The 14,753-nt window shown below is 61.3% G+C and carries 13 protein-coding genes; 5 read left to right on the plus strand and 8 right to left on the minus strand.

Annotation, left to right across the window (positions count from 1 at the left end; all coding sequences use genetic code 11):
• Nucleotides 1-30: 30 nt before the first annotated feature.
• From HU720_RS03385 to HU720_RS03400, 4 genes are all read right to left on the minus strand, one after another.
• A complete protein-coding gene (locus HU720_RS03385; protein WP_186517236.1) occupies nt 31-282 on the minus strand; it encodes a DUF1653 domain-containing protein in 252 nt (83 codons plus the stop codon).
• A gap of 79 nt (nt 283-361) precedes the next feature.
• The gene (fadA, locus tag HU720_RS03390) at nt 362-1,537 is read right to left on the minus strand and encodes an acetyl-CoA C-acyltransferase FadA (protein WP_186517237.1); all 1,176 of its coding nucleotides are present in this window, start codon (nt 1,535-1,537) and stop codon (nt 362-364) included.
• A 31-nt stretch (nt 1,538-1,568) separates the two neighbouring features.
• Complete coding sequence (fadB, locus tag HU720_RS03395) at nt 1,569-3,716, minus strand: fatty acid oxidation complex subunit alpha FadB (RefSeq protein ID WP_186517238.1); 2,148 nt, start codon at nt 3,714-3,716, stop codon at nt 1,569-1,571.
• 495 nt (nt 3,717-4,211) lie between these two features.
• Nucleotides 4,212-4,649, minus strand: coding sequence for a hypothetical protein (locus tag HU720_RS03400; RefSeq protein ID WP_186517239.1), 438 nt, complete (start codon nt 4,647-4,649; stop codon nt 4,212-4,214).
• Between the two features lie 112 nt (nt 4,650-4,761).
• Here HU720_RS03400 and HU720_RS03405 point away from each other — a divergent pair, with 112 nt between their 5' ends.
• Nucleotides 4,762-5,202 (plus strand): universal stress protein, encoded by a 441-nt coding sequence (locus HU720_RS03405; RefSeq protein ID WP_186517240.1) that lies wholly within the window; start codon nt 4,762-4,764, stop codon nt 5,200-5,202.
• A 58-nt stretch (nt 5,203-5,260) separates the two neighbouring features.
• On the opposite strand, the gene HU720_RS03410 is transcribed toward HU720_RS03405, so the two are convergent.
• Nucleotides 5,261-7,192, minus strand: a complete 1,932-nt coding sequence (locus HU720_RS03410) for an ATP-binding cassette domain-containing protein (protein WP_186517241.1) — start codon at nt 7,190-7,192, stop codon at nt 5,261-5,263.
• Between the two features lie 203 nt (nt 7,193-7,395).
• On the opposite strand from HU720_RS03410, the gene HU720_RS03415 reads away from it, so the two are divergent.
• Entirely contained in the window at nt 7,396-9,324 is a 1,929-nt protein-coding gene (locus HU720_RS03415) for a transglycosylase SLT domain-containing protein (RefSeq protein ID WP_186517242.1), read from the plus strand.
• A gap of 58 nt (nt 9,325-9,382) precedes the next feature.
• Here HU720_RS03415 and HU720_RS03420 read toward each other — a convergent pair whose 3' ends face one another.
• On the minus strand, nt 9,383-10,186 hold the full coding sequence (locus HU720_RS03420; protein ID WP_186517244.1) for an MOSC domain-containing protein: 804 nt from the start codon (nt 10,184-10,186) through the stop codon (nt 9,383-9,385).
• A 59-nt stretch (nt 10,187-10,245) separates the two neighbouring features.
• Complete coding sequence (locus HU720_RS03425) at nt 10,246-11,181, minus strand: chemotaxis protein CheV (protein ID WP_186517246.1); 936 nt, start codon at nt 11,179-11,181, stop codon at nt 10,246-10,248.
• Nucleotides 11,182-11,533: 352 nt separating this feature from the next.
• Between HU720_RS03425 and HU720_RS03430 the strand changes: the two genes are divergently transcribed.
• From HU720_RS03430 to HU720_RS03440, 3 genes are all read left to right on the plus strand, one after another.
• Nucleotides 11,534-11,986 carry a histidine kinase gene (locus tag HU720_RS03430; RefSeq protein ID WP_186517319.1) on the plus strand — a complete coding sequence of 151 codons (453 nt, stop codon included), beginning with the start codon at nt 11,534-11,536 and terminating at the stop codon, nt 11,984-11,986.
• Between the two features lie 347 nt (nt 11,987-12,333).
• Nucleotides 12,334-13,230 carry a histidine kinase gene (locus HU720_RS03435; RefSeq protein ID WP_186517248.1) on the plus strand — a complete coding sequence of 299 codons (897 nt, stop codon included), beginning with the start codon at nt 12,334-12,336 and terminating at the stop codon, nt 13,228-13,230.
• Complete coding sequence (locus HU720_RS03440) at nt 13,220-13,879, plus strand: response regulator transcription factor (RefSeq protein WP_186517250.1); 660 nt, start codon at nt 13,220-13,222, stop codon at nt 13,877-13,879. The genes HU720_RS03435 and HU720_RS03440 overlap by 11 nt, the downstream gene beginning before the upstream one ends.
• On the opposite strand, the gene yegS is transcribed toward HU720_RS03440, so the two are convergent.
• The gene (yegS, locus tag HU720_RS03445) at nt 13,863-14,750 is read right to left on the minus strand and encodes a lipid kinase YegS (RefSeq protein WP_186517253.1); all 888 of its coding nucleotides are present in this window, start codon (nt 14,748-14,750) and stop codon (nt 13,863-13,865) included. The two genes, HU720_RS03440 and yegS, sit on opposite strands and share 17 nt — an antisense overlap.
• Between the last annotated feature and the right edge of the window lie 3 nt (nt 14,751-14,753).

Here is a 14,753-nt window from a genome sequence, read left to right on the forward strand (position 1 = left end):
TGGCAAAAGAGTGAGGTCAAGCGCGGTCGTTCACTCGGGTGCCTGGCTTAGCAGCTCAGCCAGGCCCTCTTCGGCCTTGACCAAAGCAAAGCGTGGCACCTGCTCGCCGTCAACCTCGACGGACTCTTGGAACATGGAAAGTGGCCTTACCCAGAAGCTGTAATCACCATACAGGCACTGGTAGAACACCATCCACTGTTCGTCCTCGGAATGCCGCGCAACACTGAAGACACGGTACTCAGGCCCTTTGTAATGCCGGTAGATGCCTGGCTGTATCTGCATGTCGCTCACCCTCTTGAAACAAAACCTGTAAAAAAACAAAACCGGGGCACAGGGCCCCGGCTGATGCCTTGCGGCGCGATCAGACGCGCTCGAACACCGTGGTGATACCCTGGCCGAGGCCGACGCACATGGTGGCCACGCCAAGCGTACCGCCATTTTGCTTCATCACGTTGAGCAGGGTGCCGGAAATTCGCGCACCGGAGCAACCGAACGGATGGCCCAAAGCGATGGCGCCGCCGTGCAGGTTAACCTTCTCATCCATCTTGTCGAGCACTTTCAGATCTTTCAGCACTGGCAGGGCCTGTGCAGCAAAGGCTTCGTTAAGCTCGAAGAAGTCGATATCGGCAATGCTCAGGCCTGCACGCTTGAGTGCTTTCTGCGTCGAAGGCACCGGGCCATAGCCCATGATTGCTGGGTCTACACCGGCCACGGCCATCGAGCGAATGATCGCCAGCGGCTGGATGCCCAGGTCCATGGCTCGCTGCCCGGACATGACGATCATGCACGAAGCGCCGTCGGTAATCTGCGACGAAGTACCGGCGGTGACAGTACCACCTTTGGGGTTGAACGCAGGCTTTAGTGCAGCCAGGCCTTCGAGGGTGGTTTCCGGGCGAATGGTTTCGTCGTAGTCGAAGACCTTGAGGAAACCGTTCTCGTCGTAGCCCTGCATCGGGATGATCTCATCCTTGAACTTGCCCTCGACCGTCGCCTTGTGGGCGAGCCGGTGCGAGCGCACAGCGAACAGGTCTTGCTGCTCGCGAGTGATGCCGTGCATCTTGCCGAGCATTTCTGCCGTCAGGCCCATCATGCCCGACGCCTTGGCGGCGTGCAGCGACAGGTGCGGGTTAGGGTCGACGCCGTGCATCATGCTGACGTGGCCCATGTGCTCGACACCACCCACCACGAATACATCACCGTTGCCGGTCATGATCGCCTGGGCGGCGGTGTGCAAGGCGCTCATCGACGAACCGCACAGGCGGCTGACGGTTTGCGCAGCGCTGGTGTGGGGGATTTGAGTCATCAACGAAGCCATGCGGGCGATGTTCCAGCCCTGCTCCAGGGTCTGGTTGACGCAGCCCCAGATTACGTCTTCGACTTCCTTGGGGTCGACCTTGCCATTGCGTTCGAGCAACTTGCTGATCAGGTGCGCCGACATGTCTTCGGCGCGGGTATTGCGGTGCATGCCACCTTTGGAGCGGCCCATCGGCGTGCGACCGAAGTCGACAATCACCACGTCTCTTGGATTCAGGCTCATATCAATATTCTCGCTCTAGCTCGTTGGCCGCTCAGTTGAAGAAGCGCTGGCCGGTCTTGGCCATTTCGCGCAGCTTGGCAGTGGGGTGGTACAACGGCCCCAGGTCGGCGTAGCGGTCGGCCAGTGCGACGAATTCGGCAACCCCGATCGAATCGATGTAGCGCAGTGCGCCACCACGGAAGGGAGGGAAACCGATGCCATAGACCAGGCCCATGTCAGCTTCGGCGGCCGTTTCGACGATGCCGTCTTCCAGGCAGCGAACGGTCTCCATGCACAGCGGCACCATCATCCAGTTGATGATGTCTTCGTCGCTCAGCTCACGCTGCTCGAAGACGATTGGCTTGAGCACTTCGAGCACGCTGGCATCGGCGACTTTCTTCGGCTTGCCGCGTTTGTCGTTTTCGTAGGCGTAGAAGCCCTTGCCGTTCTTCTGGCCGAGACGGTTGGCCTCGTACAGGGCGTCGATAGCGGAGCGTCGATCATCTTTCATGCGGTCCGGGAAGCCTTCGGCCATGACATCACGGCCGTGGTGGCCGGTGTCGATACCGACTACGTCCATCAGGTACGCCGGGCCCATGGGCCAGCCGAATTTTTCCATGACCTTGTCGATGCGAACAAAATCGACACCAGCGCTGACCAGCTTGGCGAAACCGCCGAAGTACGGGAACAGCACACGGTTGACCAGGAAGCCCGGGCAATCGTTGACCACGATCGGGTTCTTGCCCATTTTCTTGGCGTAGGCCACGGTGGTGGCGACCGCCACTTCACTGGACTTCTCGCCGCGAATTACCTCGACCAGCGGCATCATGTGCACCGGGTTGAAGAAGTGCATGCCAACGAAGTTTTCCGGGCGCTTGAGCGCCTTGGCCAGCAGGTTGATGGAGATGGTCGAGGTGTTGGAGGCGAGGATCGCATCGTCCTTCACCTGGCCTTCCACTTCTGCCAGCACGGCCTGCTTGACCTTGGGATTTTCGACCACGGCTTCGACGACGATGTCGACATGGCCGAAATCGCCATAGGACAGGGTCGGGCGGATGGCATTGAGCGCCTCGGCCATTTTGGCCGGGGTCAGGCGGCCTTTCTCGACACGGTTGCCCAACAGTTTGGACGCCTCGTTGAGGCCGAGCTGAATGGCGTCCTCGCGGATGTCCTTCATCAGGATCGGGGTGCCCTTGACTGCCGACTGGTAGGCGATGCCGCCACCCATGATGCCGGCGCCCAGTACGGCGGCCTGCTTGACGTCGCGGGCGATCTCGTCGTGCGCCTTGGCCTTGCGCTTGAGCTCCTGGTCGTTCAGGAACAAGCCGATCAGGCTTTCTGCAACCGAGGTCTTGGCCAACTTCGCAAAGCCTGCGGCTTCAACTTCCAGCGCCTTGTCGCGACCAAAGTTGGCGGCTTTCTGGATGGTCTTGATGGCTTCGACCGGGGCCGGATAGTTCGGGCCGGCCTGGCCTGCGACGAAGCCTTTGGCGGTTTCGAAGGCCATCATCTGCTCGATGGCATTGAGCTTGAGTTTTTCCAGCTTCGGCTGACGCTTGGCCTTGTAGTCCAGCTCACCACTGATGGCACGCTTGACCAGGTCGAGGGCACCGGCCTGCAGCAGCTCAGGGGCTACTACTGCATCGACGGCGCCGACTTTCAGCGCGTCGTCCGCGCGGTTTTCCTTGCCCGAGGCGATCCACTCGATGGCATTGTCAGAACCGATCAGGCGCGGCAGGCGCACAGTGCCGCCAAAACCTGGGTAGATGCCCAGCTTGACTTCCGGCAGGCCGATCTTGGCGCTGCTGGCCATGACACGGTAGTCAGCCGCCAGGCACATTTCCAGGCCGCCACCCAGCGCGATGCCGTTGATGGCGGCGACGGTCGGCACGCCGAGGTCTTCGAAGGCGCTGAAAATACGGTTGGCTTCCAGGTTGCCGGCAACCAGCTCGGCCTCGGGCAGCTTGAAGTTGTCGACGAACTCGGTGATGTCGGCGCCGACGATGAATACGTCCTTGCCACTGCTGACGATCACGCCCTTGACCGAAGCGTCGCCCTGGATGGCAGCGACCGCTTCACGCAGCTCGTTCAGTGTGAGGCGATTGAACTTGTTGACGGACTCACCCTTGAGGTCGAACTTCAGTTCGACGATGCCGCTTTCAAGAGCCTTAACCGTGATGGCTTTACCTTCGTAAATCATCAACTGATCTCCACGATATGGAAGCTGAACTGTACACGCCGATCGCTGGCGCAAATGCCGGACTACCGGTCACTTGCCGCAGGCACACCCGTCGGCGGGCTAGTCGGGATTCTGTAAGAGGCGTCTGATATACAAACGCTCAATTCATACGCCCGTTTGATTTGGGTGTGCACACATTCTCCGAAAAGGTCGGCGTTGTCAAATGCTCGCAGACTGACTGAAAACGCGACTTTGCAGTCACTTTGTACGCCCAGGTGATGAAACATGATGACAGTGATTACCGATCATTCGTGTCAGCGATAGGCCTGCACCCGCCTGCACTGCTGCTTTTTTTAAACGCGATCGCCAGCGCTGACTACACTGGCACTGATTGCACCGTGTTTCCCGGCCTGCCTGGCCCTTTCTGCGCAGCAGAACGCATAGCGGCGCGCAGGAGCCTCCAAGCTCCTGCGCGCCGCTATGTCGTTATGGCGAAAGAGTTTGCCCAGACGGGCTTTAGGCAAGGGCTTCCAAGGCGTAGGCAATATCGTGCAATACAGCAGGCTCGCCCCGCTCACTCCAACACAGCGCGATCATGCGAGTATCGGCTTCGACCTTGTACACGGTTGCTGGCAGGCGGGCGAACACCTGCGCCAGGCGGGCATCGGTACAGGCTTCACGCCACTGGTTGCACCACACACCAGGGCTGGTTTGCCAATAGCACCAGCTGTCGGCTCGCCCCCTGCGCCGGGCGCGGTGGTACTGCGGGCATGGGCTGGGCGGCTCGCTTTGCAGCCAGTGCGGCCACTGCTGGGGCGACATTTGCATCATCAGGCCCATGCGCCGCCCTTCCAGGCGCAGGCTCATCTGCTGGCTCTGTTTGCGCGACGGGCGCAGCAAGGCCAGCGGGCTGAGAACAAGCGCAAGGATTGACACGACCAGCCATACCGTCATATCTGTAGACCTTATAAAGCGTTGCAAATGAGCGGGTTAGTCAGGTTTCACGGATGAACCGCGCGAAAGCGACCATACTTCTACTTATCGCGATTGTTGGGGAGTACTGCACATGTCCTACGAACATATTCTGGTCGCCGTCGACCTGACCGAGGAATGCGACCCGGTCATCAAACGGGCGATGAAACTCGCAGAGCCCACAGGCGCCAAGGTGTCGCTGGTGCACATCGTCGAGCCCATGGCCATGGCTTTTGGTGGTGACGTGCCCATGGACCTGTCGCAACTGCAGCAGCAGCAATTTGATCAGGCCAAGGAGCGCATGGACCGCCTGTTCAACAAATACCCTGAAATCAACCGTGGCGATTCGCACTTGGTGTACGGCCAGCCACGCCAGGAAATTCACCAGTTGGCCAAGGATCAGAAATGCGACCTGATCGTGGTCGGCAGCCATGGCCGCCACGGCCTGGCGCTATTGCTCGGTTCCACCGCCAACGATGTACTGCACGGCGCCCCCTGCGATGTGCTGGCGGTACGCCTGCTGAAAAAAGACTAACCTGCACAACCGGGCTGGCCGGCTACCGCAACGGCAGCCGGCTCGCCCTGCGAGTGCCTCAGCCTTCCAGTTCGGCCCAGCGCTCCACCAGCACGTCCAGCTCGCCCTGCAGCATTTCAAGCTTGCCCAGCACTGCCGAGGTTTCCTCGATAGGGCGCTGATAGAAGCTGGCGGAACCTACCTCTTCCTGCAACTGGGCCATGCTTTTTTCCAGCGCATCAATCTGCCCTGGCAGCATTTCCAGCTCACGCTGGAGCTTATAGCTGAGTTTTTTCTTGTTGGCATCCGCCGCAGGCGCAGCCACAACGGCAGGCGCTGCCTCCTCGACCGGCACTTGCACCACGGCACTGTTGAGCGCCGACTTGCCGCCTTTGCTCTCGGTTACCCCAAGCAGTTTTGGCGAACCGCCTTGGCGAATCCAGTCTTCATAGCCACCAACGTACTCACGCACCCGGCCATCGCCTTCGAATACCAGGGTACTGGTGACCACGTTGTCGAGGAATGCCCGGTCGTGGCTGACCATCAGCACGGTGCCGTTGTAGTTCGATAGCACTTCTTCGAGCAGTTCGAGGGTCTCGACGTCGAGGTCGTTGGTCGGTTCGTCCAGCACCAGCAGGTTGGCCGGCTTGCTGAACAGCTTGGCCAGCAGCAGGCGCGCACGCTCACCACCGGACAGCGCCTTGACCGGCGTACGGGCACGCTGAGGGCTGAACAGGAAGTCGCCCAGGTAGCTGAGCACATGGCGGTTCTGGCCTTCGATCTCGATGAAATCGCGACCTTCGGCAAGGTTGTCGATCACGGTTTTTTCCAGATCGAGCTGGTGGCGCATCTGGTCGAAATAGGCGACCTCAAGCTTGGTGCCACGGTCAACCTTGCCCGACGTCGGCTCCAGATCCCCCAGCATCAGCTTGAGCAGCGTGGTCTTGCCGGTACCGTTGGCGCCAAGCAGGCCGATACGGTCCTGGCGCTGCAGGACCATCGAGAAGTCCTTGACCAGCTTGGGGCCGCCCTGGTGAGCGAAGCTTACGTCTTCGAGCACCATGACCTGCTTGCCGGATTTGTCCGCCACTTCGATCTGAATGTTGGCCTTGCCCTGGCGCTCGCGACGCTCACCACGCTCCATACGGAGCGCTTTGAGCGCACGCACGCGGCCTTCGTTACGGGTACGGCGGGCCTTGATGCCTTGGCGAATCCACACCTCTTCCTGGGCCAGACGCTTGTCGAACAGCGCGTTGGCAGTGGCTTCAGCCGCAAGCTCAGCCTCTTTGTGCACCAGGAAACTTGCGTAATCGCCGTTCCAGTCGATCAGGCCGCCACGATCCAGTTCTAGGATGCGCGTGGCCAGGTTTTGCAGGAAGGAACGGTCGTGGGTGATGAACAGCACCGCACCACCGAAGCCCTTGAGGGCCTCTTCCAGCCAGGCGATAGCGCCGATATCCAGATGGTTGGTGGGCTCGTCCAGCAGCAGCAGGTCGGGCTCGGACACCAGGGCCTGGGCCAGCAACACACGACGGCGCCAGCCACCGGACAGCTCGGCGAGGGTTTTCTCGGCCGGCAGTTGCAGGCGGCTCAGGGTGCTTTCCACGACTTGTTGCAAGCGCCAGCCATCACGGGCTTCCAGCTCATGCTGCACATGCATGAGCTTTTCAAGGTCGGCATCGTTGGTGATGTTCTGGCTCAGGTGGTGGAACTCGGCCAGCAGTTCGCCAACACCGTCAAGGCCCGCAGCCACCACGTCGAACACGCTGCGTTCGTCGGCAACTGGAAGTTCCTGTGGCAATTCGCCAATCTTCAGGCCTGGGGCCCGCCAGATATCGCCGTCGTCGGCCTTTTGCTCGCCTTTGACCAGGCGCAGCATGCTCGACTTGCCAGTACCGTTGCGGCCGATGATGCACACCCGCTCACCACGGGCGATCTGCCAGGAAACCTTGTCCAGCAGCGGCATCGCGCCGAAAGCAAGGGACACATCGCTTAATTTGAGCAGGGTCATGATCGTCTCCAAAAACCGGGGGCGCATTCTACCTGACTTGCTACCCCACGGCATCAACAGCCGACAACCCGACACGCCCCGCATACAACTCGATACAAGCACAGCGCTTTCACCGGCCACCGGCAAACAGCTAAGCTAGGCAGTAATACCCAACAGTGCTGGCTTCGCCGTCACTCTCTATGGTTCAACTGCCCGGACGTATCATGCGCAGCCGCCTGTTACAACTTGCTTCCTGCCTGCTGCTCACCGCCACTGCCGCGAGTGCTGCACAGGCCGCCGACCTCACCCAGCAACGTCAGTACTACGATGAAGCCAAGCGCGCCTTGGCCAAAGGCGACAAAGGCCCGTACCTGCGTTATGCCCAGGCGCTGCGTGATTACCCGCTGACGCCGTACCTCACCTACGACGAGCTGACCGCACGCCTGAAAAGCGCCAGCAACGAAGAAATCGAAGGTTTCCTTGCGGCCCACGGCGACCTGCCCCAGGCCAACTGGATGAAACTGCGCTGGTTGCGCTGGCTGGCCGAGCGCGGCGAATGGGATACCTTCACCAAGTATTACGACACCAAGCTCAACTTCACCGAGCTGGACTGCCTGAACGGCCAGTACCAGTTGACCCACGGCCTTCGCGCCGAGGGCTTTGCCACTGCACAAAAACTGTGGAATGTCGGCAAATCGCAACCTGCGGCCTGTGAACCGCTGTTTGCGCAGTGGGCCGCTCAGGGGCAGTTGACCGAAGCCAGGCGCTGGGAACGCGCCAAGCTCGCTGCCCAGGCCCGCAACTATGGCCTGGCCGGCAATTTGGTGAAGACCCTCACCACCCTCGCCCCTCAGGGCAAGCTGCTGCTGGACGTGGCGCAAAAGCCTGAGCTGCTTAACCAGCCCTCGCGCTTCACCCCGGTCAGCGAGGCCATGTCCGACGTAGTCAGCCTGGGCCTGCGGCGCCTGGCCAGGCAAAACCCGGAGCAGGCCATGGCGCTGCTCGACGATTACGCCCAGCGCATGCACTTTTCACGTGACGAAAAGGTCGCCATCGCCCGCGAGATCGGCCTGACCCTGGCGCGTCGCTACGACCCACGCGCACTTGACCTGATGACCCGCTACGACCCCGAGCTGCGCGACAACACAGTGAGCGAATGGCGCATGCGCCTGCTGCTGCGCCTGGGCCGCTGGCAGGATGCCTATGAGCTGAGCAAGCGTCTTCCCCAGGACCTGGCGGCCAGCAGCCGCTGGAAGTACTGGCAAGCGCGCAGCCTGGAGCTTGCCCAGCCGAACAACGCGCAAATCACCCCGCTGTACAAGGCAGTTGCCCGTGAGCGCGATTTCTACGGCTTCCTTGCCGCAGACCGCGTACAAACGCCTTATCAGTTGAACAACAAACCGCTGGTGCTGAGCCCGCAACTGGTCAACAAGGTGCGTAACACCCCTGGCGTACGTCGCGCCCTGGAGTTCCACGCCCGCGGGCAAATCGTCGAGGGCCGCCGAGAGTGGTACCACGTCAGCCGGCACTTCAGCCGCGATGAAATGGTCGCCCAGGCACGCCTGGCCTATGACATGCGCTGGTACTTCCCGGCCATTCGTACCATCAGCCAGGCACAGTACTGGGATGACCTGGATATCCGCTTCCCGATGGCTCACCGCGACACGCTGGTGCGCGAGGCCAAGGTCCGCGGCCTGCATTCGAGCTGGGTATTTGCCATTACCCGCCAGGAAAGCGCCTTCATGGAAGACGCGCGCTCAAGCGTAGGCGCCAGTGGCCTGATGCAACTGATGCCGGCAACGGCCAAGGAAACCGCACGCAAGTTCAGTATTCCGCTGGCATCGCCTGCGCAGGTGCTCAACCCGGACAAGAACATCCAGCTGGGCGCGGCCTACCTGAGCCAGGTACACAGCCAGTTCAATGGCAACCGGGTGCTGGCTTCGGCGGCCTACAACGCAGGGCCGGGCCGCGTGCGGCAGTGGCTGAAGGGCGCCAAGCACTTGAGCTTCGATGTGTGGGTTGAGTCGATACCGTTCGATGAGACTCGCCAGTACGTGCAGAACGTGCTGTCGTATTCGGTGATCTACGGGCAGAAGCTCAATTCGCCGCAGCCGCTGGTCGACTGGCACGAGCGTTATTTCGACGATATGTAAGCGGGAATGCGTTTGGCGGCCTTAAGGCCAGGGCCGCCAAATATTCGCCGAAAAGGCCTCACTCCAACACCTGTACCTCCATCCCCACCTGCAACTGCCCCTCGCCGTCCACTGCCAGGTTCTGCCCAAACAGCACATCCCCGTCTTTCTCACGAAAGGTCTTCAGCGTGGTCAGCGGCTCACGGTCAGGGCTGCGCTCGCCCGTGGCGGGGTCGAGGGTGGTGAGGATGCAGCGCACACTTGGCTTGAGCACGCGAAAGGTCATGGCGCCTATGCGAATACGCTTCCAGCCGTCCTCGGCGAAGGCCGGCGCGCCTTCGACCACCAGGTTTGGGCGAAAACGCAGCATTTCCATTGGGCGCCCTACCCGGCTGCTGAGCTCGTCCAGCGAGGCCTGGCCGATCAGCAACAGCGGAAAACCGTCCGGGAAGGCTGCACGGTCGCTGTTCAGGCCATAGCCGTTGGGTAAGTAGCGAGCCCGTGACTCCGGGCAGTGGACCAGGCGCACAGGCTTGCCCAGCAACCCACTGAGCCAGGCCGCGGCCGCGTCGCCAGCATCGGGCACACGCAGCGTATCGCGCCAGATGGTCACGCCGCGCAGGCCATCATCGGCTGCCGGTACAGGCACGTTCAGCGGCGCAAGGCCCAATGCCTCAAGCAGCAACGAATCGTCCGCCAGATAACTTGCACGCACCAAGCCAAGCCTGGGCCAGGCACGCTGCGTCAGAAAACGGCCATTCTCAGCTTCGACCACCAGCCAACGCCGGTCGCCAGCCAAGCCAAGGTTCCCCACGGATGAAGCAGGCAGGCTTTGCGCCTGCGCCGACTTCACCGGGTACCGGTACAACGCACTCAGAATCATCCCTGTCCGCCCCGCTGCGCTAAAACGCCGAGCTTATACCGAACAGCGACCGCCCGACATCAGGCAGAGGCGTGCACCATGCTCAGGCGTTGGCGCACCACTTCAACCAGGCGATCCGGCTGGAACTTGGAGAGGAAGTTGTCGCAACCGACCTTCTTCACCATCGATTCGTTGAAACTGCCCGACAACGAGGTGTGCAGCACCACGTAGAGCTCACGCAAGCGCGGGTCGTTGCGAATTTCGGTGGTCAGGCGATAGCCGTCCATCTCGGGCATTTCGGCGTCGGTGAAGATCATCAGCAGCTTTTCGCAGACGTCTTCGCCGGCATCGGCCCAGCCTTTGAGCATACGCAGGGCCTTGAGGCCGTCGCTGGCCACATGCAGCTTCACGCCCAGCTGCGAAAGCGTATCGCGCAGCTGCGCCAAGGCCACGGTGGAGTCGTCCACCAACAGGATCTCGCGCCCACGCGCAAGTGCCAGCACTGGGTCTTCAAGCTTGTCGCGGGAAACCTTGGCGTTGTACGGCACGATTTCGGCGAGCACTTTCTCGACGTCGATGATTTCCACCAACTGCTCTTCAACCTTGGTAATCGCCGTCAGGTAGTGCTGGCGGCCGGCGCTGGTGGGCGGCGGCATGATCGATTCCCAGTTCATGTTGACGATGCGGTCGACGCCGCCCACAAGGAACGCCTGCACCGAGCGGTTGTATTCGGTGACGATGATGGTGCTGTTCGGGCCTGGCTCCAGCGGGCGCATACCGATGGCCTGGGACAGGTCGATCACCGGCAGCGTCTGCCCGCGCAGGTTGACCACGCCACAGACAAACGCGTGGCGCTGTGGCATCAGGGTCAGCTTGGGTAGCTGCAACACTTCCTGGACCTTGAACACGTTGATCGCGAACAGTTGCCGGCCAGCGAGGCGGAACATGAGAATTTCCAGGCGGTTCTCACCCACCAATTGCGTACGTTGATCTACCGTGTCGAGAATGCCGGCCATTAGGAAAACCCCCAGGCTTTGAGTCGGAAAAATGAATGCATCGGCCCTGTATCGGCGGATACCGGCACAGCTTGACCCCTTGTAGAAAAAGCGGTCGCCGGTAATTGATATCACTTTACCATCATGCTTTACTGCTGCCACCTCCTAGGCCGCCAGCAGGTCACCGCGCACTGCCGCCCCGATACACCCTCAGGGAAACCCCTAGAGGCAATCGGGCGCAACCTGATGTTCGCAATATCCTTTAGCCATTAATGTGACGCCATTCTCAGTGCATGAATGGAGTCAGGCTTTTGTCAGTGAACGTCCAGCTATGGCTCCAACCCGCTCCAGCCTCGGGCTGCGTACGACAATGATGGACCGTACAGCCACGCGCGAAGGGGCGCTGCAGGAATTTCTGCTCGATGCCCAGGTGCTCCTCAGCGGTGCGCAAGAGTGCCTGTCGCACCTGGAACTGATCGGCAACGACCCAGACGCCTGCCTGTGCCTTGAAGAAACCCTCACCACCCTCGCCGACCGATGCGATAGCCTGGCGCTGGATGAAGTGGCGCAGTTCACCCGCGCGTTGCAGCAACTGATCGCACCTGCCTGTGGTGAGCAACTGCTAGGCGGCGCAGCCTTGCCCATACTGGACGCCTGCCTTGCCCTGCTTGCCTGGCAGCTGGAACTGCTCGACCCAACCACCGGCTGCCTGGGCATGGACTGCGAAGAACAACGGTTGTTGCTTGACGAACTGGCCGAGCTACTTGCGCAACCTGCGACGCAAACGTGTGCGCAGCACTGCGACGGCGCCGATAGCGGCAACTAACCTGCGACTAAAGATTCAACTACACCCTGGCATTAAGCAGTTAAGTTGTGTAACGGTTTGTTCACAAGTTCAGGAACAAGGCACGCTTAGTTACACGTTTATCGCTGCCAGCAACATTAGGTAATGGCACTTAGCTATATCGGTCGTTGTGTACAGCGCCCCGCCACCGCCCAAGCGCTGTGCTTTCAAGCAGTTATAGCCCCGCGACCAAAACCGTGCGAAGTGTTAACATGCACCGTTTCGAATATAAGCACCCTTATTTAAACGGGTGATTGAAAGTGAGCGCCCGCTCTGTCTCAGTCACATGCCATATTTTCAACAGCAATGACTCGGTGGCTTCTTTAACTATGCTTGCACGCTTGAAAGCCCTCCGGCATTGGTATTCCAGAGCTGCCCTGCTGCGCTGGGCAACCACGCTTTTGTGTGTAGCGTCACTGCTCGCCAACCTGCTCATCGTGCTGCATGCCAAACCACTGCCGGCCAGCCTGCTGCTGCTGCAACTGGCTGCGATGGCAAGCGTCGCCTGGCACCTGCGCCACTGGGCGGGTGCAATCACCCTGCGCCCGGCCGAGCTTGCCCATCGCATGCTCAAGGTGCAGGAAGGTGAACGCCAACACCTGAGCCGTGAGCTGCACGACGATATCGGCCAATTGCTCACCGCCGCCAAGCTGCAAGTCGACTGGCTGCAGCGCCGCGTGCCGGCTGAACTGCAAGCGCACTGCAGCACCTTGAGCAATACGCTAAGCCACACCTTAAGCAACGTGCGCGATGTATCGGCACTGCTCAACCCGCGGCAACTGGCGAGCCTTGGGCTGGAAGCCAGCCTGCGCGCACACTTGCTGCGCACCCTGGCCAATACCGATATCCACTGGAGCCTGGACTGCAATCAGCGCCTGGGCGGCATCAGTGAAGAAATGGCCATGGCTGCATTTCGCATCACCCAGGAAGCCGTCACCAACGCCCTGCGCCACGCCCAGGCAGGCAACCTGCTGGTGCGCCTGCAACGCACCGCCACAGGCCTTGCCTTGAGCATCCATGACGATGGCTGCGGCTTTACGCCAGTATACGACCCTGCCGCAGCTGGCCAGCGCGGCATGGCCGGCATGCATGAGCGTGCTACGGCGCTGCAAGGCTGGCTGACTGTAACCAGCACTCCAGGGCAAGGCACCCAGATCGAAGCCTTGTTCCCATGGCCACCGCGCAACCAGGAACGCGCCAGGACTCTAGCCTCACATGACATGTAAATTGCTGCTGGTGGACGACCATTCCCTGATTCGTGCAGGCGTCAGGGCACTGGTAGCGGACATTCCCGACTACACGGTGGTCGGCGAAGCCGAGGACGGCTCGCAACTGCTGGAGCAGGTACGGCGCCTGAACCCGGATATCGTCCTGCTGGATATCTCGATGCGCTCGAGCAGCGGCCTGGATGCCCTTGCCCAACTGCGCGCCCATGGTTGCACCTGCAAGGTGCTGATGCTGTCAATGCATACCGACCCCGAGCTGATCATGCGCGCCCTCGAAAGCGGTGCCCACGGCTACCTGCTCAAAGACACCACGGCCACCGAACTTGAGCAGGCCCTCAGCGCCCTGCGCAACAACGAGCGCTACCTCAGCCCGGCCATCGCGCACACGGTGATCAACCAGGCATTGCAGCGCGCACAAAGCGCCCGGTCGCCGGGGGATCAACGGCACAACCTCACCGCCCGCCAGCTGGAGATCCTGCGCCTGATCGTGCGCGGCAAATCTACCCGGGAAATCGCCGGAGGGCTGGGGCTTTCGATCAAGACGGTCGAAACCCACCGTTCGCAGATCATGAAGCGCCTGCAGATCTACGATGTGGCGGGCCTGGTGCTGTTTGCCGTGCGCGAGAAAATCATCAGCCTGGACGACTGAGCAGCGGCGAATCGGCCGGCAGGTGCACACGCAGTGCCCCCGGCACCGCTTCGAAACGCAGGCTGTCGGCCTGCAATGGCTCACCATCGAGGTTGATATCCAGCCCCTGCGAACTCTTGATCTCGACCCACGGCAGGCGCGCCCGCACAAACAGCTCCTCCCCGCCCAACAGCCCGCGCAGCGCACCGACCATTTCCTGCGGCCCAGGCAAAATACCGATATCCAGCAGGCCATCGTCTGCGACCGCCTCTGGGCACAGCACGTGCCCGCCGCCGGCCTGGCGACCATTGCCGATCCCCAATGCCAGCAAGTCGCCCTGCCAGTGAAAATCCGGCCCCTGCAGCTCCACCGAAGCGATCTGCAGCTCGCTGAAGCGCGACAGCCCGGTGAACAGATAAGCCGCAGCGCCCAGCACCTTTTTCAGGTCTTCGGAGGTGTTGGCGGTGACCTGGCTGCCGAAACCGCCGGTGGCCATGTTGAGAAATAGTTGGTCGCCCACCCGGCCCAGGTCGATAGCCCTTGGCGGTTGCTCCAGCAGTGCCAAGGCTTCGGCGGGCTCCAACGGTACCCCAGCGGCCTTGGCGAAATCGTTGGCGGTGCCCAGCGGCAGCAGCACCAGGCTGGCCTCGGTGCCAGCGCGGCCCATGGCTTCGGCGACATCGCGCAAGGTGCCGTCGCCACCGCCGGCCACCACATGGGTATAGCCTGCCGCCAGGGCTTCATCGACCAGGCGCTGCGCGTCGCCCGCCTCCCAAGTCAGGCGCACATCAAGCGTCCAGCCGCGCTCGCGCACCTCGCCAACCGCTGCGCGAACTTCATCGTTGGTGGCTTGTTTGCCATGCAGGATCAGCAGTGCCTTGCGTTCAGCCATGAT

The organism is Pseudomonas sp. SWRI51 (assembly GCF_014268825.1).
In the GTDB taxonomy this organism is placed as follows: domain Bacteria; phylum Pseudomonadota; class Gammaproteobacteria; order Pseudomonadales; family Pseudomonadaceae; genus Aquipseudomonas; species Aquipseudomonas farsensis.

Coding starts and splice junctions, on each gene's coding strand:
- HU720_RS03410 (WP_186517241.1), bottom strand. CDS start 7,192: ATGACCCTGCTCAAATTAAGCGATGTGTCCCTTGCTTTCGGCGCGATG.
- HU720_RS03430 (WP_186517319.1), top strand. CDS start 11,534: ATGGACCGTACAGCCACGCGCGAAGGGGCGCTGCAGGAATTTCTGCTC.
- HU720_RS03415 (WP_186517242.1), top strand. CDS start 7,396: ATGCGCAGCCGCCTGTTACAACTTGCTTCCTGCCTGCTGCTCACCGCC.
- fadB (WP_186517238.1), bottom strand. CDS start 3,716: ATGATTTACGAAGGTAAAGCCATCACGGTTAAGGCTCTTGAAAGCGGC.
- HU720_RS03420 (WP_186517244.1), bottom strand. CDS start 10,186: ATGATTCTGAGTGCGTTGTACCGGTACCCGGTGAAGTCGGCGCAGGCG.
- fadA (WP_186517237.1), bottom strand. CDS start 1,537: ATGAGCCTGAATCCAAGAGACGTGGTGATTGTCGACTTCGGTCGCACG.
- HU720_RS03400 (WP_186517239.1), bottom strand. CDS start 4,649: ATGACGGTATGGCTGGTCGTGTCAATCCTTGCGCTTGTTCTCAGCCCG.
- HU720_RS03435 (WP_186517248.1), top strand. CDS start 12,334: ATGCTTGCACGCTTGAAAGCCCTCCGGCATTGGTATTCCAGAGCTGCC.
- yegS (WP_186517253.1), bottom strand. CDS start 14,750: ATGGCTGAACGCAAGGCACTGCTGATCCTGCATGGCAAACAAGCCACC.
- HU720_RS03385 (WP_186517236.1), bottom strand. CDS start 282: ATGCAGATACAGCCAGGCATCTACCGGCATTACAAAGGGCCTGAGTAC.
- HU720_RS03440 (WP_186517250.1), top strand. CDS start 13,220: ATGACATGTAAATTGCTGCTGGTGGACGACCATTCCCTGATTCGTGCA.
- HU720_RS03425 (WP_186517246.1), bottom strand. CDS start 11,181: ATGGCCGGCATTCTCGACACGGTAGATCAACGTACGCAATTGGTGGGT.
- HU720_RS03405 (WP_186517240.1), top strand. CDS start 4,762: ATGTCCTACGAACATATTCTGGTCGCCGTCGACCTGACCGAGGAATGC.